Annotated in this window: 18 protein-coding genes and 3 tRNA genes; 18 read left to right on the top strand and 3 right to left on the bottom strand. The window is 42.1% G+C overall.

What is annotated here, in order from left to right; all coding sequences use genetic code 11:
• Positions 1 to 8 precede the first annotated feature (8 nt).
• From argS to HXT52_RS05245, 7 genes are all read left to right on the top strand, one after another.
• Positions 9 to 1,805 carry an arginine--tRNA ligase gene (argS, locus tag HXT52_RS05275; protein ID WP_421775861.1) on the top strand — a complete coding sequence of 599 codons (1,797 nt, stop codon included), beginning with the start codon at positions 9 to 11 and terminating at the stop codon, positions 1,803 to 1,805.
• 256 nt (positions 1,806 to 2,061) lie between these two features.
• Positions 2,062 to 3,609, top strand: a complete 1,548-nt coding sequence (gene brnQ, locus HXT52_RS05270) for a branched-chain amino acid transport system II carrier protein (RefSeq protein ID WP_421775860.1) — start codon at positions 2,062 to 2,064, stop codon at positions 3,607 to 3,609.
• Between the two features lie 370 nt (positions 3,610 to 3,979).
• Positions 3,980 to 5,260 (top strand): ABC transporter substrate-binding protein, encoded by a 1,281-nt coding sequence (locus tag HXT52_RS05265; protein WP_421775859.1) that lies wholly within the window; start codon positions 3,980 to 3,982, stop codon positions 5,258 to 5,260.
• Between the two features lie 2 nt (positions 5,261 to 5,262).
• Entirely contained in the window at positions 5,263 to 6,228 is a 966-nt protein-coding gene (locus HXT52_RS05260; protein ID WP_116794367.1) for a carbohydrate ABC transporter permease, read from the top strand.
• Complete coding sequence (locus HXT52_RS05255) at positions 6,212 to 7,054, top strand: carbohydrate ABC transporter permease (RefSeq protein WP_004135807.1); 843 nt, start codon at positions 6,212 to 6,214, stop codon at positions 7,052 to 7,054. Before HXT52_RS05260 ends, HXT52_RS05255 begins: the two co-directional genes overlap by 17 nt.
• Positions 7,055 to 7,109: 55 nt before the next feature.
• Complete coding sequence (locus HXT52_RS05250) at positions 7,110 to 8,504, top strand: glycoside hydrolase family 13 protein (RefSeq protein WP_116794366.1); 1,395 nt, start codon at positions 7,110 to 7,112, stop codon at positions 8,502 to 8,504.
• Positions 8,501 to 9,565, top strand: a complete 1,065-nt coding sequence (locus tag HXT52_RS05245; RefSeq protein ID WP_004134179.1) for a LacI family DNA-binding transcriptional regulator — start codon at positions 8,501 to 8,503, stop codon at positions 9,563 to 9,565. The genes HXT52_RS05250 and HXT52_RS05245 overlap by 4 nt, the downstream gene beginning before the upstream one ends.
• Positions 9,566 to 9,594: 29 nt before the next feature.
• Here the strand turns inward: HXT52_RS05245 and HXT52_RS05240 are convergent, their stop codons facing one another.
• A complete protein-coding gene (locus tag HXT52_RS05240) occupies positions 9,595 to 9,942 on the bottom strand; it encodes a phenylpyruvate tautomerase MIF-related protein (protein ID WP_016636848.1) in 348 nt (115 codons plus the stop codon).
• An 84-nt stretch (positions 9,943 to 10,026) separates the two neighbouring features.
• Between HXT52_RS05240 and HXT52_RS05235 the strand changes: the two genes are divergently transcribed.
• The 10 genes from HXT52_RS05235 to HXT52_RS05190 all read left to right on the top strand — a co-directional run bounded on the left by HXT52_RS05235 (position 10,027) and on the right by HXT52_RS05190 (position 22,134).
• Positions 10,027 to 10,536, top strand: coding sequence for a GtrA family protein (locus HXT52_RS05235; protein ID WP_421776189.1), 510 nt, complete (start codon positions 10,027 to 10,029; stop codon positions 10,534 to 10,536).
• Between the two features lie 15 nt (positions 10,537 to 10,551).
• A complete protein-coding gene (locus HXT52_RS05230) occupies positions 10,552 to 11,268 on the top strand; it encodes a histidine phosphatase family protein (protein ID WP_421775858.1) in 717 nt (238 codons plus the stop codon).
• A gap of 44 nt (positions 11,269 to 11,312) precedes the next feature.
• Positions 11,313 to 12,293 (top strand): hypothetical protein, encoded by a 981-nt coding sequence (locus HXT52_RS05225; protein WP_421775857.1) that lies wholly within the window; start codon positions 11,313 to 11,315, stop codon positions 12,291 to 12,293.
• Between the two features lie 27 nt (positions 12,294 to 12,320).
• Positions 12,321 to 13,883, top strand: coding sequence for a glutamate--tRNA ligase (gene gltX / locus HXT52_RS05220; RefSeq protein WP_004135799.1), 1,563 nt, complete (start codon positions 12,321 to 12,323; stop codon positions 13,881 to 13,883).
• A gap of 185 nt (positions 13,884 to 14,068) precedes the next feature.
• Positions 14,069 to 14,141 (top strand) — tRNA-Glu (locus tag HXT52_RS05215).
• A 40-nt stretch (positions 14,142 to 14,181) separates the two neighbouring features.
• A tRNA-Gln gene (locus HXT52_RS05210) sits at positions 14,182 to 14,253 on the top strand.
• A 503-nt stretch (positions 14,254 to 14,756) separates the two neighbouring features.
• Positions 14,757 to 16,049 (top strand): metallophosphoesterase, encoded by a 1,293-nt coding sequence (locus HXT52_RS05205; RefSeq protein ID WP_004129597.1) that lies wholly within the window; start codon positions 14,757 to 14,759, stop codon positions 16,047 to 16,049.
• A gap of 110 nt (positions 16,050 to 16,159) precedes the next feature.
• On the top strand, positions 16,160 to 17,521 hold the full coding sequence (murA, locus tag HXT52_RS05200; RefSeq protein WP_050543282.1) for a UDP-N-acetylglucosamine 1-carboxyvinyltransferase: 1,362 nt from the start codon (positions 16,160 to 16,162) through the stop codon (positions 17,519 to 17,521).
• Positions 17,522 to 17,688: 167 nt separating this feature from the next.
• Positions 17,689 to 19,614, top strand: a complete 1,926-nt coding sequence (locus HXT52_RS05195) for a serine/threonine protein kinase (protein ID WP_004135796.1) — start codon at positions 17,689 to 17,691, stop codon at positions 19,612 to 19,614.
• 102 nt (positions 19,615 to 19,716) lie between these two features.
• The gene (locus HXT52_RS05190; protein ID WP_004135793.1) at positions 19,717 to 22,134 is read left to right on the top strand and encodes a hypothetical protein; all 2,418 of its coding nucleotides are present in this window, start codon (positions 19,717 to 19,719) and stop codon (positions 22,132 to 22,134) included.
• A gap of 63 nt (positions 22,135 to 22,197) precedes the next feature.
• On the opposite strand, the gene HXT52_RS05185 is transcribed toward HXT52_RS05190, so the two are convergent.
• Positions 22,198 to 22,270, bottom strand: a tRNA-Ala gene (locus HXT52_RS05185).
• A gap of 106 nt (positions 22,271 to 22,376) precedes the next feature.
• On the bottom strand, positions 22,377 to 23,045 hold the full coding sequence (locus HXT52_RS05180; RefSeq protein ID WP_421775856.1) for a DedA family protein: 669 nt from the start codon (positions 23,043 to 23,045) through the stop codon (positions 22,377 to 22,379).
• 240 nt (positions 23,046 to 23,285) lie between these two features.
• Here HXT52_RS05180 and HXT52_RS05175 point away from each other — a divergent pair, with 240 nt between their 5' ends.
• Positions 23,286 to 24,056, top strand: coding sequence for a hypothetical protein (locus tag HXT52_RS05175; RefSeq protein ID WP_032841583.1), 771 nt, complete (start codon positions 23,286 to 23,288; stop codon positions 24,054 to 24,056).
• Positions 24,057 to 24,236: the final 180 nt, after the last annotated feature.

Genomic DNA, 24,236 nt, shown 5'->3' with positions numbered 1-24,236 from the left:
TGTAAACCATGAATCCAGAAAGCTTAAGTGAATTAATTGAAAAAATTGCTAAAGATTTAGTAGCAAGCGGTAAAGCTGGCAGTCTAACAGAAGATTTGATTCCTGCTGCCGAAAAACTTGCAGTTATGCGACCAAAAGATCGCGCGCACGGCGATTGGGCTACGAACGTTGCTATGCAGCTCGCTAAAAAAGCTGGTATGAAGCCTCACGATTTAGCGGAACTTTTTGCCGAGCGTTTGCAAGATGCGGAAGGTATTGCGCGCGTAGAAGTGGCAGGCCCTGGCTTTATTAACATAACGCTTGATTCTGCGTCTGCCGCGGCTGTTGTTGACGAAGTCTTAAAGCAGGGCGCGGATTTTGGGAAAAATACGCATTTAAGCGGCAAAACTTTGAATCTTGAGTTTGTTTCCGCAAATCCAACTGGTCCAATTCATATTGGTGGAACTCGCTGGGCTGCGGTTGGCGATTCCATGGCTCGAGTTTTGGAAGCGAACGGCGCAAAAGTTGTGCGCGAATACTACTTCAACGATCACGGCGAGCAAATCAACCGTTTTGCAAAGTCTTTAGTTGCTGCAGCTCATGGCGAAGAAACGCCTGCAGACGGCTACAAAGGCGCGTATATTAACGAAATCGCGGATGCTGTTATAAAAGAATCGCAAGCAGACGGCGTTGATATTCTTTCTTTGCCTAGAGTCGATCTTGGTAAAGACGAGGAAGGCTTGCCGCTTGGCGAAGGTGATTCCGAGCAGCGAGAAGAGTTCCGAAAGCGCGCAGTTCCAATGATGTTTGCGGAAATTCGCAAGTCAATGCGCGATTTTCGTGTTGGTTTTGACGTGTGGTTCCACGAGAACAGCCTGTATGAAGATGGCGAAGTTGAGCGCGCTATTACAGACTTGCGTGAGCGTGGAGATATTTTTGAAAAAGATGGCGCAACTTGGTTTGAATCCACCAAGCATGGAGACGATAAGGATCGCGTAATTATTAAGTCCGACGGCAATTACGCCTACTTCGCTGCAGATATTGCATACTATCGCAACAAGCGTCACCGTGATCAGAATCCTGCAGACGTAGCAATTTACATGCTCGGCGCTGATCATCACGGCTATATTGGCCGAATGATGGCAATGTGCGCTGCTTTTGGAGATAATCCTGGCGAAAATATGCAGATTCTTATTGGCCAGCTTGTAAACGTTATGAAAGACGGCAAGCCTGTGCGCATGAGTAAGCGTGCTGGAAACGTTATTACTATTGACGATTTAGTTGATGCAATTGGTGTTGACGCTTCGCGCTACTCGCTTGCTCGCACTGACTACAACACAAGCGTTGATATTGATTTGGATTTGCTCGCTTCTCACAGCAACGATAATCCTGTGTATTATGTGCAATACGCTCACGCGCGCAGCTGCAATGTGGCTCGTAACGCTGCGGATGCTGGAATTACGCAAGATGGCGCTGATTTAAGCTTGCTTAACACCGAGGCAGATGGCGAAGTGCTGGCTGCTTTGGCGCAATGGCCTGCTGCTTTGGCACAAGCTGGCGATTTGCGCGCTCCTCACCGCGTTGCGCATTATCTTGAGGATTTGGCCGCAAGCTACCACAAGTGGTACAACCTTGAGCGCGTAGTGCCAATGGAGTTAAGCGACCCAGAAAATCGCTTGCCAGAAGAAGAGCGTGAGGCGGCTCGCATTGCAAAGTGCCCAGAGCCGGCTCGTGCTGCAGCCAGGCTTAAGCTTAACTCTGCTGTGCGCACAGTAATTGCAGAAGGGCTTGATTTGCTTGGTGTTTCTGCTCCAGAAAAGATGTGATTTTGCTTATTTTATATAAGGTTTAGAGCAAAAACGTATAGCATTTTTTGATTAAGTAGGACGTTGGTAATATGCCAGCGTCCTACTTATTTTTTGATAAGAAGACACGCGCGAGATTGTAAATTTATGCCGATTAAGTACATGTGATTTATTAAGATACCCCCTAATATTATTTTCGCTTTAAATCCACAAGAAAGTCAGGGATTTGGCTGAATAATATGCTTAAACAATTTTTCACCATATAGGAGGTGTAAGCATGAGCGTCACAACACAAAGTGTCAGCACAGACAGTGCCCCGAAAAAAAGGAACCTGACAATTATTGAATCCGCATACGTGGCGGTCATGTTGTTTGGCATGTTCTTTGGCGCAGGAAATCTGATTTTCCCTGTGTTTCTTGGAGCTAATGCAGGCACTAATTCTGCGCCTGCAGCATTAGGATTTATTGTTACTGGCGTTGGCTTGCCATTGCTTGGCGTTACAGCACTCGCAATGAGCCGCGCAAACGGTCTTTTTGAGCTTTCAAGCAAAGCTAGCAAAAAGTACGGCATGTTCTTCACTTGTGTGCTGTATTTAACAATCGGCCCATTCTTTGCAATCCCACGCTGCGCAACAACTTCATACACTGTTGGCTTAGAGCGCGTTGTTCCGCAAGATGGAAACGGTCAGCTTTACTTATTCTTGTTCTCAGTAGTGTTCTTTGCGCTTGCGTTCTTCTTTGCTATGAAGCCAAGCGGCATACTTACGTGGGTTGGTAAAGTTCTTACGCCAATCTTCCTTGTGTTCCTAGCGATTTTGGTATTTACAGCACTATTTTCTCCTGTAAGTGGCGCTTCTGCGGATGCTGCTCCTATGGGAAATTACGTTAATAAGTCATTCTTTACAGGATTCTTAGATGGCTACAACACAATGGATGCTTTAGCTAGCTTGGCATTTGGAATTGTGGTTGTTAGTACTATTCGCCAATTTGGTGTAAAGGATCCTAAAGATGTGGCAGTGAATACTGCTCGTTCTGGATTCTTTAGCTGCTTGCTTATGGCAGTGATTTATGTTGCGATTGTTGTTGTTGGCGTGCGTAGCCGCGCGCTGTTCCCACCTGCGGAAAACGGTGGCGTAACTTTGGCGCAAGTTGCACGCTACCATCTTGGTAACGTTGGCTTATTCGTGCTTGCTGCAACTGTAACTCTTGCATGCTTAAAGACTGCGGTTGGCTTAATCGTAAGCTGCTCGGAAACTTTCTCTAAGTTATTCCCTAAGGGCCCTAGCTACCGTGTTTGGGCTGTGTTGATTACGCTTGTTTCGTTCGGCCTTGCAAACTTTGGTTTGAGCGCAATCATCGAATACGCTGTTCCAGTATTAATGTTCTTGTATCCACTGTCAATCGTGCTTATTCTTTTGGCTTTGTGCGGTCGACTTTTTGGAAATTCCAAAGTCGTGTACGCTTGGACGCTTGGTTTTACTGGCATTGCAGCTGTATTTGACTTTTTGAATAGTTTGCCAAACGCTTTGCGCGACGCATTGCATATGAACGATATGTTGATTGTTGCTCAAAACTGGTTGCCGTTCTCGGAATTTGGCATGGCTTGGGTTTGCCCAGCTGTTGTTGGATTTGTTGTTGGCTATGTGCGCATGGTTTTATGCGACAACAAAGGTATGGAAGAAGTGGCTCGTGCGGCTGCTGGCCCGGATCTTGAAGGCAGCGTTGCTAGCGACGATGATTATTCTTCAAACAATGCTGAGTTTAACGAGCCTGCTGACTTCGCTACGTCGAACGTTGATGAACCTAATTTTAGTGAGCAATCCTAAAGTTTTGTAGCGTCGCGTAGACGTCATAATAATCGCCATATTTTGATGCGTATTTTACGTAACAAGATATGGCGATTTTTGTTAAAACGCGCACTTGACTTATTTATTGGAACGATTTAGTATATTTCAATAACGAACAAAATAATGTGCAATCTAAAGTAATTCTCGCTTAGCCAGTAAAGCAAGATACAAAAGGCACGCGTCTAATGCTCGATGTTGAGGCATTAGCAAAAGTGGTTGTTCATGAGTGAAAGGAGTAAACGACGCTGTTTGCAGCATAAGTCTGGCGTTGCTATATATCAAATGATTCATTGGGCGGTATGTCCAAGAACCTTTAAGTTTCTCTAAATATTTCTAAGGAAGAACAACGATGTTGAAACTAAAAAAGTTTGGAGCAATCTCTATGATGCTCGCTGCTGCGCTGTCTCTTACTGCATGCGGTGGCGGCACAAGCTCTACAAGTAATACTCAAGGTAAAACGACCGTTTCTGTTTGGCACTACTGGGATGGTGCTAATGCAGATGCTTTCGATAAAAAAGTAAAAGCATTTAATGCTTCGCACAAGAACATTGAGATTAAAACTACAAATGTTCCTAATGCTGATTTCTTAACAAAATTACGTGCATCTGCTACGTCAAATACTTTGCCTGATATGGCCATAGGTGATTTGATTTGGATGCCTCAAATGGCGCAAATTGGCAAATCTGCAGACTTAAAAAAGCTTCTCAAGCCTGAAGTAATTGATAATATTAACCCAGCATTAAAGAATTTCGGTTCAATTGACGGTCATTTAGTATCAGTTCCAATGTCAGCCAATAATCTTGCGTACATGTACAATCGCACAGTATTTAAGAAGGCTGGTTTAAATCCAGATAAGCCGCCAAAAACTTGGGATGAATTAAAGCAAATGGCCAAGCAGATTAAAGATAAGACTGGTCTTCCAGGTTACGATTTGCCAACTGAAGCAGGAGACAGCGGTGAGGCTCTTACCTGGAACTTCCAAGTCAATCTTTGGCAAGCTGGTGGCGAATTCTTAAAGAAAGATAACTCTGCTGCAGCATTTAACACTCCTGCAGGTAAGAAAGCTGCAAACTTCTGGATGGATCTTATTAAAAGTGGAGTGAGCCCATATGCTGGATGGGGCAAGTTTGAAAAAGGTCAAGGTGGTTCTGCGCAGGAAGGTTCATGGATGGTAGGTATTTGGGCTGCTGATCCGCCGTTTGATTTTGCTGCAGCGCCATTGCCAACCCCTGAAGGTGGTAAGCCATCTACTAACCTTGGCGGAGAACAGGCAATGCTATTTAATAATGATGATGCAAAAGTAAAAGCCGCTGCTGAATTTGTGACTTGGTTCTTGCAAGATAAACAAGTTCTTGATTGGTGTGAATCTACCGGCTTCCTGCCTGCAACAAAGAGTGCAGCTAGCAACGCAGAGTATCGTTCTTGGGTTGAGAAGAAAGAGCCTCGCTTGCTGCCATACATTGAACAAATGGCAACTGCTCATACTCGCCCGAACACCAAACTATATCCACAGATTTCGTTGGCATTCGCAAAGGAAATGGAAAAAGCATTTTCTGGCGAAGTAAATGTTGATACTGCATTAAAGAATGCAGAAAAAGCAGTCAACGACGTAATAGCGCAAGGTAAGTAATCATGCGTAACCCGATAACACAGCTAAAAAATAAGCAGACAGATGCTATTGACAACGTAAAAAGTGGCAGTAGTAAGCTGATGCGAAATGGTCGTAAAACTGTAGGAAAATGGGAGCAAATTCTCACAGCATGGGGATTGTTGCTTCCGGGATTAGTGATTCTCGTCATCTTCACTTTTTATCCAATTGTTTCTGCAGCGTACACGAGCTTAACGAACTGGAACGGTTTTTCTGCAAATCCAGATTTTATTGGATTGAAGAATTATGTAAAACTATCTCAAGATCCAGAATTTTGGAATAGTCTAACTGTGACTGTTATATATGCGTTTGGCGTAGCTGTGTTATCGGTTGTTTCCGGCTTGATTTTTGCGGTATTACTAGATGCGCCAATTCGCGCTCGCGGATTGTATCGCACCATATATTTCCTTCCTGTCGTTACCTCCTCGGTGGCTGTAGCAATTGTGTGGAAATATATGTTGGATCCATCGGGTCTTGTAAATTCTGTACTCTCATCCCTAGGTATTGCAGGACCCGACTGGCTCCACGATAAGTGGCTAGCATTATTTGCTACTATATTTCTTACGGTTTGGAAGAACCTCGGTTTTAATATCATTCTATATTTGACTGCTTTGCAATCTCTTTCTAAGTCAACTTATGAAGCAGCAAGTCTTGATGGTGCTACGAGCTGGCAACAGCTGCGTTATATTACAGTTCCTCTGTTAAGACCAATGACATTCTTCGTGGTTGTGCAAGCGCTGATTAGTAGTTTCCAATCATTTGATTTAATTTACGTGTTTACTGAAGGTGGTCCTCGAGGGGGCACTGACGTACTAGGAATGTTTATGTATCGTCAAGCATTTAGGTTAGGCAATTTTGGTTATGGCACAGCAATCGCAATAGCGTCGCTGGTATTGGTACTTATCGTAACTCTTGTGCAATGGAAGGTAAGCAATGCAGAAAATAAGTAAAGTCTTTACGAGATTGCGTTCATTGCATCTTGCTCGACATATTGTGCTCATTATTGGTGCAGCTTCGGTACTTATTCCATTTATGTGGATGTTTACAACCTCGTTGCAAACAAAAGCCGAAACGTATGCTGTTCAATCAGTAATTCCAACATCATGGCATTGGGAAAATTATTTGCATGCTTGGCAAAGCGCTCCATTTGCAAACTATTATATTAATAGCTTGATTATGTCGGCAATTATTGTAATTGGTCACCTTGCGTTTGATGCTATGGCAGCTTTTGCTTTTGCGCGATTAGAGTTTCCTGGAAAGAAAATATTATTCGTGCTGCTACTTTCTGCTTTCATGGTTCCAGCCTTCGTAACAGTTATACCTATGTACGGTATTATCGCTCAGTTGCGTTGGATTGATACTATGGCAGCCTTAACAGTTCCACGTTTGGCTGATGTATTCGGCATTATTTTGCTGCGACAGCATTTTACTACTATCCCGCGTGAGTTGGATGAAGCTGCACGAATTGATGGATGTTCAAGTCTTGGTATTTTTATTAAAGTTATTCTGCCGCTTTCTAAGCCTGCTCTTGCAACTCTTGGTGTATTCTCATTCCTATTCGCATGGAATGATTTCCTGTGGCCTCTGTTGGTTACAAATGCAGAAGAAATGCGTACTATTCAAATCGGATTAAGCGGTTTTGTTGGACGTTATGGTACTTCATGGAATTATTTAATGGCTGGAACTTTGACGTCAACTTTGCCATCAATTATTATTTTCTTCTTCTTCCAAAAAGCTCTTGAACGAGGAATAGCTTCTACGGGTCTTAAAGATTGAAGAAGTGATAAAACTTTCGTAATTTGTAAAATTTACTATTTGTTAGGAACAAGTCATGCAACCTGAATGGGTAAAATCAAGTGTATTTTATCAGATTTTTCCGGAGCGTTTCGCAAATGCAAATGCTTCTATTAACCCTAATCCTGTAGAATCATGGGATAAATCTCCAACTAGAGATAATTTTTTCGGTGGTGATTTGAAAGGGATTAGGGAGCATCTGCCATATCTTGCGGATATGGGTGTCAATGCTTTATACCTAACTCCAATTTTCCAAGCAGATACGAATCATCGCTATGACGCTACTGATTATTTCAAAATTGATTCTCGACTTGGGAATGACGCAGATTTTGATGAATTTATTAAGCGCGCTCATGAATTGCAGATTCGTGTAGTTTTAGATGGTGTATTCAATCATTGTGGAATAGGCCACTGGGCTTTCCAAGATGTTGTTCGCAACGGTGAACAATCGCAATATGTTAATTGGTTTTCAGTAGAGGGTTTTCCTGTAGTGTCTCATCCGGAACCAAATTATAAAACATGTTCAGGCTGTTACTATTTACCAAAATGGAATGTGTATAATCCAGAAGTTCGTAGACATCACTATAACGTTGCTAAATATTGGTTAAATCGTGGTATTGATGGTTGGCGTTTAGATGTTCCATATTTCGTTAATAAAACATTTTGGAAAGGTTTCCATAATATAGTTAAATCTTTTGGAGATGATAAATACTTAGTAGCTGAAGAATGGCGTAACCCTGCTCAATGGCTTACGCCGGAACTTATGGATGGAACCATGAATTATACTGTTCGTGATTTAGTCCTAGGTTTTTGTGCTGATGAAACATTGGATGCTTATGATTTTGCAGATGGCATGAATGCTTTGTATAACGATATTCCAGAAGAGCACCGTTCTTGTATGTTGAATTTGCTTGGTAGTCATGATACTGAACGATTGCTTACACGTACAAAAGCTCATGAATATGCTTGGGATACGCCTGCTGAAGACGCTGAGAATTTAGCTTATGCGCTGTTATTTGCTGCTGATGGTGCTCCTATGGTGTACTACGGCGATGAAAATGGCATGGAAGGAGAAAATGATCCGGGTTGTCGTGCTCCTATGATTTGGGATGAGAATGCTTGGAATTTATCTGTTCGTAAAACAGTTTGCAAATTAATGCGTCTGCGTAGAGAAAATGCTGCTCTCCAATATGGCAGGCAGCATGTAGCTGCTTTAGGTAAACATACTGTGTGTGTTACGCGTACTTTGCCTTCAGGGCGCGCGTGCTTATGCTTAGTGCATCGCGGATCTGGAGCTTACATCAATTGTGATGATTTGCCAGTGCGTATGGATCGTGCGCTATTTGGTGTGCCAAGTATAATAGGTAATCAATACCGTATGGGAGAAAAATCCATCATAATGTATGAAGGTGAAGCAGTGGGGAAGCTATGAATGTTCGTAGAGTGACTATTAAGGATGTTGCAAAGAAAGCTAATGTTTCCAAGTCTGCAGTATCTTTTGCATATAATGATCCGTCAAAACTGTCTGAGGCGACGGTTGAGCATATTATGCAAACTGCTGAAGAAATGGGATATGTGCGAAGTGCAACAGCTAGAGCATTGCGCACGAATTCTTCGAATGCTTTGGGCTTGTTGCTTCCGCAAGGTATTGATACGATTTTGCAAAATCCTTATTATTCACTTTTGATTCAAGGAATTGGGCAGGTTTGCCAGTCGGAAGGCTACACTTTGATGCTTGTCCCTCCATTAAGAGGTTCAATGTTAAAAGCTATTCCTACAGCTGCAGTAAGCGGTTTTATAATTTGCGGCTTGGAAGCTGAGCGTGCAGAAGTTGTTGAAATTTTGAATAAGCATGTTCCTGTAGTGATTGTTGATCCTGCTCAACCTATTAACGTTCCAACTGTAGAAGTCGACGATGAGCATGATTTTGAAGATTTAGTAGATCGACTTATTGATTTAGGTCATAGGAATATTGGTATTGCAGCAATTGAAACGAAATCGCATACTGATTATCCGGGATGGCAAGGAATAGTTGGTAGACGCATGGCAAGTGTTGTGCGTGCGCTTAGAAAGCACAACTTATCGCCGGAAGATAAAGAGATTACCGTTATAGAAACGCCTTGCACGTATCAGGGTGGGGCTGATGTTTTCAACAAAATGTGGAATGACATTGATATTGAATGTAGGCCTACTGCGATTGTGTCGTTTAGTGACATTATTGCGCTAGGCGTGCTTGGAGCAGCTCAAGCGCAAGGATTACGCGTTCCTGAAGATCTTTCTATTACTGGTTATGATGATTTGCCTTTGTCTACAATTTGCACGCCTAGATTAACTACGGTTCATCAGCCAATTACTTCGAAAGGACGTTTGGCTGCAGAAAGTTTGATTGATCAAATACGTTTTAATGAAGAAGCTTTGCCTGTTTCGCATAAAAAACTAGGAACTGCCCTTATCGTGCGTGAATCTGTTGGGGCAGCTCCTACTAAGAAGTAATTGGCTTTAATATATTTTGCAGTTTTTACCTAGAAGTTGCCGCCGTTCCAACCCCAGTCGGTGGTTGCAGTGTAACGAATGTAAGTGCGATCCTGTGGCACGCCAAGCTCGCGCTCCAAAGCTGCCATAATCTGCTCAGTCAACTTTTCCCAAGCGGACCCAGGCACGCTGGAACCAAACACGTTCACCTCAACGTAAGCTGCAGGCTTAGAATTATCTCCTGCAAAATAAATCGGCATATTATCCTCAAATGGGCACATAAGCCAATGCTCACTTTTGCCTGGAACTGCGCTAATCGCTTTGCCGTAAGCAGCTTTTAATGCGTCGCGCTGGGCAGGTGTTGTGCTTACAGAAACATGAGTATGAATAACTGGCATAATTGCTCCCTTGCTAAATTTAGTAAGTTTTATTACGTAACAATTATATGTTAATTGTTAGCCGTCGCGTGTTTAATGGAATATATGAAAAAGCTTATTGAACAGGTTGTTAAATTCGGAATTGTAGGAATTATCGCGCTTATTATTGATGTTGCGCTTCTGAATTTGTTGCTTCTTGTGCACTTAAATAATGTTGCTGCAGGCACTATTTCGTTTATTATTTCGCTTATTTTTAACTACATTGCAAGCATGAAGTACGTGTTTAAGCACCGCGAAGACATGGCTCGTTGGCTTGAATTGTTGATTTTCGTTATTTCTGCGGTTATTGGCTTGCTTATTAACGATGCGATTATTTGGGCTAGCACTTTTGGAATGGCACAAACTTTGCGTGGTACTGCGATTTACATGCTTCGCACAAACATTGGCAAGCTTATTGCAACAGTAGTTGTAGCTATATGGAATTTTGTTATTAGAAAGTGGCTTTTAGACGATACAAAGTCGCAAAAACCTGATTATGATGCCGCTAAAGACAATACTTTTGCGCATAAGTTGGGTGAGTGGTCGCTGAATCATACGCCAAAAGGTTGGAAGTAAAAGTAGGAGTTAGTAATGCCGGCTACAACAATTCATTTTGTGCGTCACGGAGAAGTAGATAATCCGAATCATGTGCTGTACGAGCGTCTGCCGGGATTCCATCTTTCTGCGCGAGGCGTGCGAATGGCAAGAGCTACTGCGCAATATATTGCAACTGTGCCGCAAATGCGTGGGATTAGCGCAATCTACTCATCTCCTCTTGACCGCACTCGCGAAACAGCGCGCGAAATCGAGGATGCTTTGCGTGCTGTTCCTGATTCTTGCTATGTAAAAGCGCACTGCGGTGAGGATTCTTCGCAATCTTCTGTGCAATCTTCTGTGCAATCTCATGAAAGCGACATTATTTTAGATAAGCGCTTGATTGAAGCTGGTAATAATTTCCGCGGAAAACGCATCGGCTATGGTGAAGGTGCATTGTGGAAAAACAATAATTGGAAGCTTGTTGCGAACTTGTGGAAGCCAAGTTGGGGAGAAAGTTACCGCAGTATTGCTACTCGCGTTGGTGATTTTGCGCGCGAGCAGGTTCGTAAGCATCCTGGCGAGCAAATTGTGGCTGTAACGCATGAGTCGCCGATTTGGTCTTACCGCCATTTGCTGGAAACTGGCCATGCTGAGCACAATATGCTTCTTCGTCACACGGCGTTGGCGTCAATTACTTCTATTGCTTACGATTGCAAGACTTTGCGCGTACTTTCTATTACGTATGTAGATCCTGCAGCAAACGTTAAGTAATATAGAGGAATTGTAAGTAAGCGATGAAGGTAAAGGGACGTTCGATGGTAGATTCTTTTGAAAGCGCGGAAGTTGAAACCGCAAAAAATGAAAGCGCGGAAAATCTAAAGAACGCAGCTCAATCTGCCGCAAATTTGACCGCGTTGTGGCCGTTAACAGAAGCGCGACACTTAGATAACGATGCAAAATATGCTGAAAATCTGGAAGTGCGCTCAATGCGAGCAATAGCGCGAATGCTTACGAATCTTGACGTTACTGTGCCGGATGCTGAATTTGTGTATGAAGGTGCGGATGAAATTCCGGGCAGACCTCAAGAAATTGTTGACGCTTTGCTCGCTGCTGCGGACGCATACGACGCAATGGATTCTTGCTATGATCCTAATTACGATGAAGCGGAAGCGGAAATTTTAGAAAACGACGTCAATAATAACGTCAATAATATAGAAACTATTTTTAATAAACTTGCCTATCACTCTTCTGCGGATGCTGATGCAATTAATATCGCTGCAGATACGCTGGGAGTGCAAGGAAATTGGGTTGCTGAAGATTTGCAAAAAGCTGTAGAATACGCAAAAAAGCAATCTTCTAAATACATGGAATCTGTAGAGTCGCAAAAAATTATGCTGGTTTTGTGTATTCTTATCAAGCTAGTTGCAAAAACTAGTGATATTAAAGAAACTTTACCGATTTTCCTTTATATTAACGAAGTATGCGAGTGTGCTGGAGTGCCTCGCATGATGTTTAAAGATACTCAGTGGTGCGAGCTTGTTGATTACGTGCGCAATTCGCAAGTAGATTGCAACGAAAGTAACGAAAGTAACGAAAATAGTATTAGCGCTTTAATTAATTTTGCGTCGCCTTTGTTAGCTGCTGAATGGCAAAAGCATCGTGAAGATGTGTTGTGGGATCCAGAAGTTGCGAAGAAGCTTGCAAAAGAAGAGGACGATAGAAAGTCTCGCGAAGCGTTAGCAGCAAAATTTGCGCATGTAGAAGGAAATAAGGAATCTACGCAAGCTTTGGACTGATGTAATCCGTCCGTAACGCGCGGCACAATGGAACTTATGACTGATACAGAGGAAACTCAAAACGCTGCGCAAGTTGCAGCAAAATCCGAAAAGCCTGAACTTCCAAAGAATGTTCGTGTGCGTTTTTGCCCTTCGCCAACCGGCACACCTCACGTTGGTATGGTTCGTACCGCGCTGTTTAATTGGGCAGAGGCTCGCCATACTCACGGCAAATTGCTGTTCCGTATTGAAGATACCGATAATGAGCGCGATAGTGAGGAAAGCTACCAGCAGATTATTGAGGCTCTTCGTTGGCTAAATATTGATTGGGACGAGGGTATTGATGTTGGTGGAGATAACGGCCCATACCGCCAGTCCCAGCGCATGGAGATTTATAAAGACGTAGCAAAAAAGCTTTTTGAAGCAGGATACGCTTACGAATCCTTCTCTACTCCTGAAGAAATTAAGGAGCGTAATATTGCTGCTGGTCGTCCAGCTGAGTTTGGCTACGATGGCTACGATCGCAATCTTACTGAAGAGCAGAAGCAAGCTTTCCGCGACGAAGGCCGTAAGCCTGCGCTTCGTTTGAAGATGCCAAATGAAGACATTACTTTTAACGATTTAATTCGTGGCGAAATCACTTTTAAGGCTGGTTCTGTTCCAGATTATGTGATTGTGCGCCCGAATGGCGATCCGCTTTACACGCTTACGAACCCTGTTGACGACGCGTTAATGGACGTGAACGTGGTTTTGCGCGGTGAGGATATTCTTAGCTCCACACCTCGCCAGATTGTGCTTTACCGTTACCTTATGGAAATGGGTATTGCTAAGGAAACTCCGCTTTACGGACACATGCCTTACGTTATGGGCGAAGGTAAGAAGAAGCTTTCTAAGCGAGATCCAGAGTCCAACTTGTTCTTGCATAGAGATAACGGCTTTATTCCAGAAGGCTTGCTGAACTACTTGGCTTTGCTTGGCTGGTCGATTGCGCCTGATCGTGACGTGTTCACTATGGACGAAATGATTGAAAAGTTTGATGTGCGAGACGTTAAAGCAAATCCTGCACACTTTGACTTGGATAAAGCAATTTCGATTAACGCTGAGCATATTCGTATGCTCGATCCGCAAGATTTCTTGAACCGTTCCGTGCCATACTTGCATAAGGATGGCGTAGTTAGTGCGGATAATTGGGATGCCTTAACTGACCGCGAACGTGAAGTGCTAACTGCTGCAGCTCCACTCGTGCAGCCTCGCGTGCGTTTGCTTGGTGAGGTTGCTGGAATGGTTGGAAGCCTTCTTAGTGAAGATGGCTACATTGCTCCAGATGACGACGCTCGTAAGCAGTTGAAGGAATCTGCAGGCGAGGTTCTTGACGCTGCGCTCGCTGCCTTGAAGGACGTTGATGCTTCTGATTGGCATACTGATTCCTTGCATGAGCTTTTGAACAAGAAGCTTGTTGAGGAAGCTGATTACAAGCCGCGCTTGGCGTTTGGCCCTGTGCGAGTTGCTCTTTCTGGCCGTCGCGTTTCGCCTCCACTGTTTGAGTCCATGGAAATTGTGGGCAAAGACGTGACTCTGGCGCGTTTGGCTGGATTGCGTGAGCATTTGTAAATCACAAATAATTTATAATCGCAAATAAAATTTTAATAAGGCGGGAGTGTGGCACTATTGCTACGTTTCCGCCTTTTTATTTGTTTTATGTTTTAATATATTTTCGACACGCCGCGGTTGCATGTATTTGCTTTATGTTGTAAAGTCGCTATTTGTTGCGTCAAGAGGCGTAGCGATAAATGAAAGCCCCCGTCGTCTAGCGGCCTAGGACTACGCCCTCTCACGGCGCCAACACCGGTTCAAATCCGGTCGGGGGTACGAAGACGGAACGGTTCCAAGAGCCGCGAAGCCTGCCAATTGGGGTATGGTGTAATTGGCAACACAGGTGATTCTGGTTCATCCATTCTTGGTTCGAGTCCAGGTACCCCAGCGAATAGCTCTCGTAGAACGAGGGCTTTTTTGTTATCTATCTGCATCTCTGCGTATTTTGTCATCGCGCGGCATAAACTACTCACGATTGAGTAGTTTTGGTCGATTACCACGATTGTATTGCTTTTGGCAGTCCAAAAATCAAAAACCCCGGCGCGTGACCGGGGTTAGAGAAAAGAGAAGAAGAGAGGTTAAGTTCTTTAAGGTTTCGTAACTACTTGTTTGTAGTTCGTTTTCCTTTTGATGTATCTATAATAAACACATTATGCTGAGTGCAATAATGCGATTGCCTGTAAGTTTCCTGTGAATTTGTAACTATTTTGCTGATTTTTGCTGATTTCTACCCATTCTTCACCAGTTTGCACCTGTTTTTTCGTTGGATCAACGAGTTTTGCGAATCTCAATCATTTTGCAAGCAAACAGATTTTTACAAGAATTAGCGAATTTTTGAAAACACTGCAAAAAATTTAGTGAGTCGTTTCGTATCTGCCGTATGCTTAAAGTATGAGTGATTCTGCACAATCTGAAGTTACTGCAAACGCAGAGCTTCCTTTATCAATTTCAGCGCGATTGGGACGCTTACAGTTCCATCTTTCTGGTAAGTTTCGCGTACTTCAATGTGCAGATGTTCAAGATGTTCCTAAAGTGTCGTCGGATACTATTCGACTAATTGAATCTGCTTGCAGCGCCGTGCGTCCCGATTTGGTTGTGTTTACAGGTAATCAGATTGCTGGCTACGAAAAAGTTTTTTCAAGCACTTTTACGCGCAGACGTTGGCAGAAGTCTGAAAATATGCCTGACTGTGATAGGAAGCAGCTACTTCAGCAGGTTAAAAACGGAATATCTCGCTTAGTTGAACCATTAGAAAAGCGCAAAATTCCATGGGTTGTAACATATGGTAATCATGATTTTCAGTGTGGATTAAGTAACGAGGAGCTTGACTCACTGTATCGTGAATTTTCTTGCTGCATGAATCGTGTTTCTAACTATACGTCTTCATCAAGCGCAATGCAGTCAACGAATTGTATTTTACACAAGCAGATTATATTGCCTTGTGAGCCTGGTACTTTCGCTCTTCCAGTTATGGACGAAAGTCAAGAAAATGTTGTTTTTTCAATTGTTTTAATAGATTCAGGAGATTATTCTCAATCGGGCGGCTACGGCCAGCCTTCTAAAAAGGCTCTTAATTTTGTAGAAAAGCTTCCGGATTCTTTGCCGCCTCGTTTCTGCGTGTTTCAGCATTTTCCGTTGCAACAGTATTATCGTGTTCTTCGTGAGGTTTCTAAAGATTCTGCTGCACAAGAAAGCGCAATTGAAGGGTATCGTACTTTTTCTGGACGTTACTACGCTCTTGACGAGAATCGTGTTCTTCCGGACGGCTATTTGGGCGAGGGTATTAGTTGTCCAGATGTTGACAGCGGCGAGTTTGCGCTTTTAGCTAAAGTTGGCGCGTTTGCTGTTGTTGCTGGTCACGATCATCTAAATGCTTTTGCTGGTAAAGAGCCTGAAAAGAATATGCTTCTTATTGCAACTCCTACTTGTGGATTTAGTTCATACGGCCCGGAGCCTGCAAAGCGTGGTGTACGTTTGCTTGAATTTGATATTCGTCACCCATTTGAACCGCGCACGCAAATGCTGGAATTTGGCAATCTTGTTGGCAAACCATCAACTAAAAAGGCTTATACGTATGGTCTTACCGCAGAATCTGAGCATGATTTACCTGAGGTTGATTTATTGCGAAAACCATCATTGTTAACTAAGTTAATTCGCAGATGGCGTCAGCATCAAACCCATTAAAATGCGAGTTTAGTGGAGTTAGTATTTTATTAAGCAATATATCTGAGCGCGTTGGCAAGTCTGCCGGTATGATAGTTAATAGTTTTTTAGCGCGAACGAAAGAGGTAAACGTGTCCGCACATAATACGGCTGAACAGAACAACAATAGTGGCATTGATGCTGCAGACGTGTTGCATGTAGAAGGTGGTAAGCCGCTTAATGGCACTATTAAAGTGCGTGGTGCGAAGAATTTTGTAAGCAAGGCAATGGTTGCTGCTCTTTTAGCACCTGGAAAGTCTGTGCTTAAAAATGTTCCAGAAATTCGTGACGTGCATGTTGTCTCAGATTTATTGCGTTTGCATGGTGTTTCTGTAGACGTAAATGGTCCGGAAGGAATCGTTACAATCGACGCGACAAAAGTGCAGCTCGCAGATGTTGCAGACGTCGATACTCTTTCCGGCTCTTCGCGTATTCCTATTCTTTTCTCTGGTCCTCTTCTTCATCGTCTTGGAGAAGCATTTATTCCAGCGCTTGGAGGCTGTAATATTGGCGGTCGCCCAATTGATTTCCATCTTGAAACCTTGCGAAAGCTTGGTGCAAATGTAGATAAAGATCACGAGGATGGCATTCATATTACTGCACCTAACGGTTTGCACGGTACTAAAATTCATCTGCCGTATCCTTCTGTTGGAGCAACGGAGCAGACTTTACTTGCAGCAGTTCTTGCAGAAGGTCGAACTGAGCTTTCGGGTGCTGCAATTGAGCCTGAAATTATGGATTTGGTAGCTGTTTTGCAAAAAATGGGTGCGATTATTTCTGTAGACGTTGACCGTACTTTCCGAATTGAAGGCGTAAAAGAATTACAAGGCTATACGCATACTTCACTAACCGATCGAATTGAAGCTGCTTCTTGGGCTTCGGCGGCTCTTGCTACTCACGGAGACGTGTTTATTAAGGGCGCAACTCAGCCGGAAATGATGACTTTCTTAAACGTGTTCCGTAAAGTTGGCGGACAATTCGACGTTACGGATAAAGGTATTAGATTCTGGCATCCGGGTGGAGATTTGCATCCTGTTGCTATTGAAACCGACGTGCATCCTGGTTTTATGACGGATTGGCAGCAGCCGCTTGTTGTTGCGCTTACTCAGGCGAAGGGCTTGAGTATTGTGCATGAAACGGTTTACGAGAATCGTTTTGGTTTCACTAAGCCTCTTGTCCAAATGGGTGCTATGGTTCAGCTGTATCGTGAGTGCTTGGGTTCTCTTCCTTGCCGCTTCCAGCAGCGCAATTACAAGCATTCTGCCGTGATTTTTGGACCTACTCCTTTAACCGGTCAAGATATTGACGTTCCGGATTTGCGAGGCGGTTTTAGTCACTTGATTGCAGCTCTTACTGCTAAAGGTCCATCTAATGTTCGTGGTATTTCGCTAATTGATCGCGGTTACGCTGATTTTCGCGGAAAACTTCTTGCACTTGGCGCGGATATTGACTAATTAATCCAAGTATTTTGTAGGATTCTAAGCTTTTAACCACAATAGGTAAAAAAGCTTTTTTATGCACGAAATTATCGATACAGTAGTCGCAATTGTAATTTAATTGCTCAGTAAATTAACCAAATTTTGCCGAGCAATTTACATTATTTAGATTGCGAGGCTTAACGATGGTTTGTGTAGGAGGGCGATACCAGTTACTAGGAGAGCTGGGTTGCGGTGGTACTTCAACCGTATTTCTTGCGGTTGATACCGTGCTGCACAAACAGTGGGCTGTAAAAGAAACCTTGCTTCAAGGTGACGAATCGTATCGCAAAAATATAGTCCAATCTTTACGTGCTGAAGTTGATGTATTAAAAGAGTGCGATCACCCTGCAATACCTAGAATCGTCGATTTTTTTGAAGAAAATGGTCGAGCTTATGCCGTACGAGATTATGTAAAAGGACGTTCTCTTAAATCAATTGTTGACGAAGAAGGTTTACAAAACCCTGCAACGGTTAAAAACTGGGGAGTGCAATTATGCTCGGTTTTAGCTTACTTGCACTCGCATTATCCTCCAATTATTTATGGTGATCTTAAACCTTCAAACGTTATTATTTCGCAAGACGGAACAGTTCGTCTAATTGACTTTGGTGCAGCAAGCAAATTGTATACTCGCGAAGGATCTGTTGATTTTCAATCTGCTAGTATGAGAGGTTTTGAGAAATCGGATTTGCGTTTTGCAACTCCACGTTTTTCAGCGCCTGAAGTTTTAGATGGTAGTGAGGAAATAACTCCTGCTAGTGACGTTTATGCTCTTGGAATGACATTGAGATACGCGTTATTTCCTAGCGATGCTTCTAAAGCAGGTCTGCAAGCTGTAACTGTAAGTAGCGAAAATCGCGAATTGTTTGAGAATCTAGTATCTGTTATTGCACTGGCAACTACTTCTAACCCTTCCCACAGGTATAAAGATTGCGAAGAGATGCTTTCTGCGCTAGAGTCATGCGGATTAAGCAGCAGTAGAAGTTCATTAAATAATAAAAATTCTGTTATTAGCAGGCGAAAAAGTCGAGAATCTTCTATAAAGAGACGAAAGCATAGCCTGCAGATTAGCACTCCTGTAAAAACTGCAGGCTTATCTGCATTGCTGCTATTTTTTGTGGTCGTATTATTCAACTGCCTGCCTATTTTTAGCAGCAATGCAGCGGTTAAGCCTACGAACAAAACTTTAAGCGCAGAAGCGAAAATAAGTCGCCTGAAATTAATAAAGAAAAATAAAGCAGATTACGATTCTCTTATACGTATGGCGGAACGTGAAAGCAGCTCCGATTTTGCTAAACGCTATATTTCGCGCGCTATGAAAATCCAAAATAGTATGTTGCAAAAGCATTACGTTCGGCAAATGTCTTTTAGACCTTTGCGCGTTTTGCTGCGCTCGCAACTTGCAGATCAGCAGTGGAGCGCGGTTGAGGAGCGTGATTTTATGAGCTTAATAAGCAAGTATGATCATCAGCTGCGTTCAAATAGCAACGATTGGGCAAGTATTTCTGGCGATATTGGTAAAGCGTATTGGTACTATTTTGCAGGATTTTCTGGAAAAGTTGCGAATACGGAAAGACTTTCGCGCATGCGAGTGGCGAGGGCTTGGTTTGTTGACGCATTGACAACTTCCAAATCCGATTTAGTGAAAAATCAAGTGCACGAAGCACACAAGAAAGCAAGTAATAAAGCAAGCATGTTTAAGGCTTATGTTGCTATTTCTGATTGCTACGCTCGTCTTGTTGATGTTAGTACAGATGCTCCAAATGAAGAAACGTATAAACAGTATGTGAACTATTTGCAGAATCTTATAAAAATATCTAAGCAGAATAATGTGAACATACTTCGCATTGATACTGGTGAATTGGTGCTGCAATCCTTACATTCTTGGATGCGGATGTTGCGCGGAAGTGGTTTTAGTAAGCAAGAAGTTCAACAGTTATGTGATGATGCGAAAAATCTTCTTGATCAGGCACATGCTTCGAATGATGATGTTGCAAAAAGGCAAAAAGCTGCGCTTGATAGTGTGCGTCAAATTCAAGATGAAATCAACTCAATTTTTTCAGAAAAATAATTTAAGTAATAAAAATTAATAAAAGGTAATAAAAGTAGAACAAAGTAACAGCAAAGTAATAACAAAATAAAACAAATAAGGGATTAACAAAAGGGGGAATATATGAAACAGCAAAATCGAGAAGGGTTTGCTAAGTCAAAACATTCTTTGTGGGGGAAGGCAGAGATGTCTTTTAATAAACTTATTAAAAGACCTTTAGCAAGATTTATTGCAGGTGTTTGCATCTCTGCATTTTTCTTTATGAGCATTGTTGCAGTATTGCTGCCGATTAATGCTTCCTACGCTCAAACAAAGAATATTAGTGCAACAACAGAAAACCATGTAAAAACGCAGAATATCAACACTGATCGCAATTTGCACATACGACATATTTCTGTTATGCCAAACCAGCGAACAGTTCGCTCTAAAGCTAAGTACATGTTTACTAAGCGTCCAGTTTTGCTAGTTGTTACGGTTGACGGAATGGATGCGTCAACAATAAAGCGTATTCACAAAGTTTATGTAAATATTGGACGGTACAAAGTTGCTAATTCTAAAGCTGAATTGGCTAAAACAGAAGTGTTGTCGTCTTTAGTTAATTTCCGCTACCAGCTACGTCCTAACCCGGTAGGAGTAGTAAAAGTTGAGTTGAAAAGTTGCGGAATTTACGATTTGCGCGACGTTTCAGTGCGAATTGCGCCCGTAGCAATTCGGCCGCATCGCATATGGGGCGGTAGTAATGCAAATAAAAAGAACGAAAATAAGGCGTCTAGTGTTACTCGCGTAGCAAAATCTTCTACAAATAAAATGAATTTTAAAGAGCCAATACTAAATATTCCTGCTTTAGCTGTAAATATTTCGGATTCAACGCAAAGTAGCAATATGCTAGACTCTGCACGCTTTGTGGTTATTGATAATACTGAGCCGCGTTTAAAAGTTACTTACGACAACAATACTGTTTACGGAGGTAAATATTTTAAGGCGAATCGTTCAGCTAGGGTAATAATAGACGATGATTCTTTTGCTTTTTCTTATCTTCTTAGAGACTCTTCGCCAATAGCAACTGTTAAAGCGAACGGAAAACAAGTTATTAATCTAACTGCTCAACAGTTTAAAAACGACAGTTTGCATCCAAATATTTGGTATGCAGATATTTCGTTTAATAAAGATGCTTTTTGGGAAGCTAAATATGCTGCTCAAGATTTGTCGGGAAATTTCAGCTCTTCGCGTAGTGACAATTTTGTTATTGATACTCGCATTCCAACTGTTTCAATTACCGGTGTTAGTAATGGTGGAGCTTATTCTCGTGGAGTAAAACCAACGGTTGTTATTAGTGATAATTATTTGAATCCAAAAAGTGTAAAGTGCTGGCTGCATCGCGTTCGCGGTGGTCAGAATGTAAATCCGGCTTCTGCAAAATTTAGTAATAACAGTGCAAAAGTCCAGTACGAAGCTTTTTATAGCGGTCCAAGCGATGACGATATTTATCAGTTGCAGTGGAGTGCAAAAGATGTGGTAAATCATGAGATTCACGGAAGTATGCAATTTTCTATTAACAGCTCCGGATCAACGTTTAGATTAGATGGTTCAACTGCTGCAATGAACAACAAACAGTTGCAGCATGCGAAATATGTTCGTATTGAAGAAGTTAATGCAAGCTCTTTGGCACATCCTGCAAAAGTAAGCGTTGTGCAAGACGGCGTTGAAAGAAACTTAAGCAAAAACGATTTTTCTGTAGCTGTAAGCACAGATCGCGGTTGGCCTCGTTTAACATACACTATTTTTCAACGCAATTTTGCGGATAACGCAAATTACAGAGTGTTAATTAATTCCGTAGACAAAGCAGGTAATCATTCCTCTAACGAGCGAGTAGCAGGTGAGTCTAACGGAGCGCTACGCGCATCTTCTGCGTCTTTGCGATTTACTGTAGATCATCTTGCTCCTCTTGCAACAGCATTTGATATGCGTAAAAATTCAGTTTACAAAACTGAAAAAGATGGAAAATTAGTGAGAATTAGTGCAAAAGATAATATGGCTTTGAAATTAGTGTCATTTAATGTTGACGGCAAAGCTAAGCATATTTGGCGAGGAAAGTCGGCTAATAAGCCAGTGCTGTCTTTGAAAATGAAGCCTGATGGGGTGGCACACGATGTTCTTGTAAAAGCTGTAGATTATGCAGGAAACATAACAGAGTTAAGATACAACAATGTGAAAGTTGTGCAGATTTCACACAGTTTAAAAAAGATTTCTGCATTAGAAAAGAAGAAAAATGGGAGCAAAAAAGACAATAAAAATGATGATGTAGCAAGTTCTCAAGTGCAAGATTCTAATGCAAATAATGCAAATAAAGCGGATTCTAATGGAGTATCTAATGATGATTTGAGCAGCGATTTGAATGATAAAAACACAAGTGGAAGAAGCTCGTCAAATCTGCTAGTAGTGCTTGCGTATGTTGGAATAATCGTTGTGGCATTGTTATGCGTGGCTCTTGGAGCTGGAATAATCTACAAAAAGCATAAAAGTAGTAAGGAAGATGATTAAGTGCGCAATAGGGGTAAGCGAATAAAAAAGCCCACTGCGGTGGAATGAATGCAGTGGGCTTCGTGGAGCTAATGGTAATCGAAACCACGACCTCTTCGATGCGAACGAAGCGCTCTACCAACTGAGCTATAGCCCCAAAATTAAAAAATATATTGTCTTACGACTCTGCACACTGTACTACAAATCTTGTATAAAAACAATATTTCTTATAGTGCAGTGTGCATGAGTGTCGTAAGTACAGTCTATTTAGATGCCTTTTTTGCTTTGTGTGCCTTGTATAAGCCAATAAAAGTTGGAACAAGTGAAATAAGTAAAATGGCAACAATCACTAATTCAAAATTCTTCTGTACGAAATCAATCTTTCCAAAGAAGTATCCAAGAAGCGTGAAAAGTGAGGACCATATAATTCCGCCAAGAATAGAAAATGGTGTAAAACGAACCCAGCGCATTCCGGATACGCCGGAAATAAACGGCATGAACGTGCGAATAAATGGGAAGAATCTGCCCAAAAATACGGCTAAAGGCCCCCATTTTTCAATCATTGCTTCGGTTTTAGCAACGCGCTCTGGAGTAAGAGCCTTAACTTTACCGGATTCTACAATCTTGCGGCCGAAGAAATGGCCAATAAAATAGTTGCACTGATCGCCAATAATAGGCGCTAGCCAAACAACCGCAAGCAACAGTGGAAGAGTCAGTGCGCTGTGACCGGTTTGAGCATCGGGAGCTGCAAAGAAACCAGCCGCAAAAAGCAAGGAATCTCCCGGCAAAAATGGGAAGAATACTACGCCTGTTTCAATAAAAATAATTAGAAAAATAAGACCTAATGCTGGAGCTGTACCCATCGCAATCCAACTTGCAATAGCGGAGCGTGGATCCTTAAGTAAGTTGACAATAAAATGAATAAATCCCATGATATCCCGTCGTATTTTTTGCGACTAAACGCCGCTTTTTAAGCAAAACGCATGCAAAACATGCCTTTACAATGAGACTAGCAGTCGGCATAAACGGCAAACATGTTAAGTGCACTACTTCTTGCGCAAGTTATTGAATACAATAATAAAGTATTGATAAAGTATTATTACTGTTACGCAGGTGTGCTTAAACTTGCGAAGGATTGGGCGAATGCTAAAGATTGGCAGGAGAATTATCTTATGACATTGAACGATGAACATAGTGAGAGTCCTAAAAGCTTTACGCCAATAAAAGTAAGACGACGTCCAACATCTTCTACAAGTGCTGCGCCTGCAAAAAATGATGTTCCCGCAAAAAATGACGCGCCCACAAAAAATGCTGCGCCTGTAAAAGAAGTATCAGATGAGTATTTAAGCTCAGATTTGCCTGAAACAGAATTATCAATTGCCGATTTTTCGCGTAAACATGCGAATCCTAAGCGTTGGTGGATATATTTAGGAATATTATTGCTCGCAATTGTTCTACCGTATTGGGTTGGGCGCACTCTTGCTGTTCAATATACGTCGTGGGTTGTTTCGCATTGTGCAGGACTGTCTGCTCAAGGAGTAGTTTTTATTTCCTGGGTTATTACAGTTGCTGCTTTTACAAGTCTTGCAATGGCTTTAATTGAATCAAGTAGCTGGGTTTGGAGATTTATTTTTGTTGTATTTCTAGCTTTTGAACAGCTTATTGCGGGATTGTGTATGTTAAGTATGAGTTTTTGGTATTCAACTTACGTAGTTTATGGTCCTGCTTCCGGGCTTGCTAACGCAGCTAATCTTGGCATTATTTCTGCAGGATTTGCTGTGGCCGTTTTTGCTGTATTATTCGTTGGTTTGCTTGTTATTATTCCTAAAAAATCGCGTCTAAATGTACTAACTCGCAGCTGGGCATCTTTTATTATGTTTTACGCTGTTGAAGTTTTGGCAATTATAGTTGTGATATTTGGTGGCTTTATGACCGCAATGTAATATTCTGTACGGCAAATTTTGATTAACGATAACAACTTGTTGACGATAATCGTATCTAGTGCTATACCGGGTGATGTATACGCTCTTCTTTAAAAGAAAGTGGCTTTATTATGAAGCGATATAGCAAAAGCATTGTTTGTGAATAGGCATGATTGGCCTTTTTCAACTTCAGTAAAAATG

The organism is Gardnerella sp. KA00288, assembly GCF_049244085.1.
GTDB lineage: Bacteria > Actinomycetota > Actinomycetes > Actinomycetales > Bifidobacteriaceae > Bifidobacterium > Bifidobacterium greenwoodii.
The sequence above is the reverse complement of the archived record's forward strand: the minus strand, read 5'-3'. Positions and strand labels throughout refer to the sequence as shown.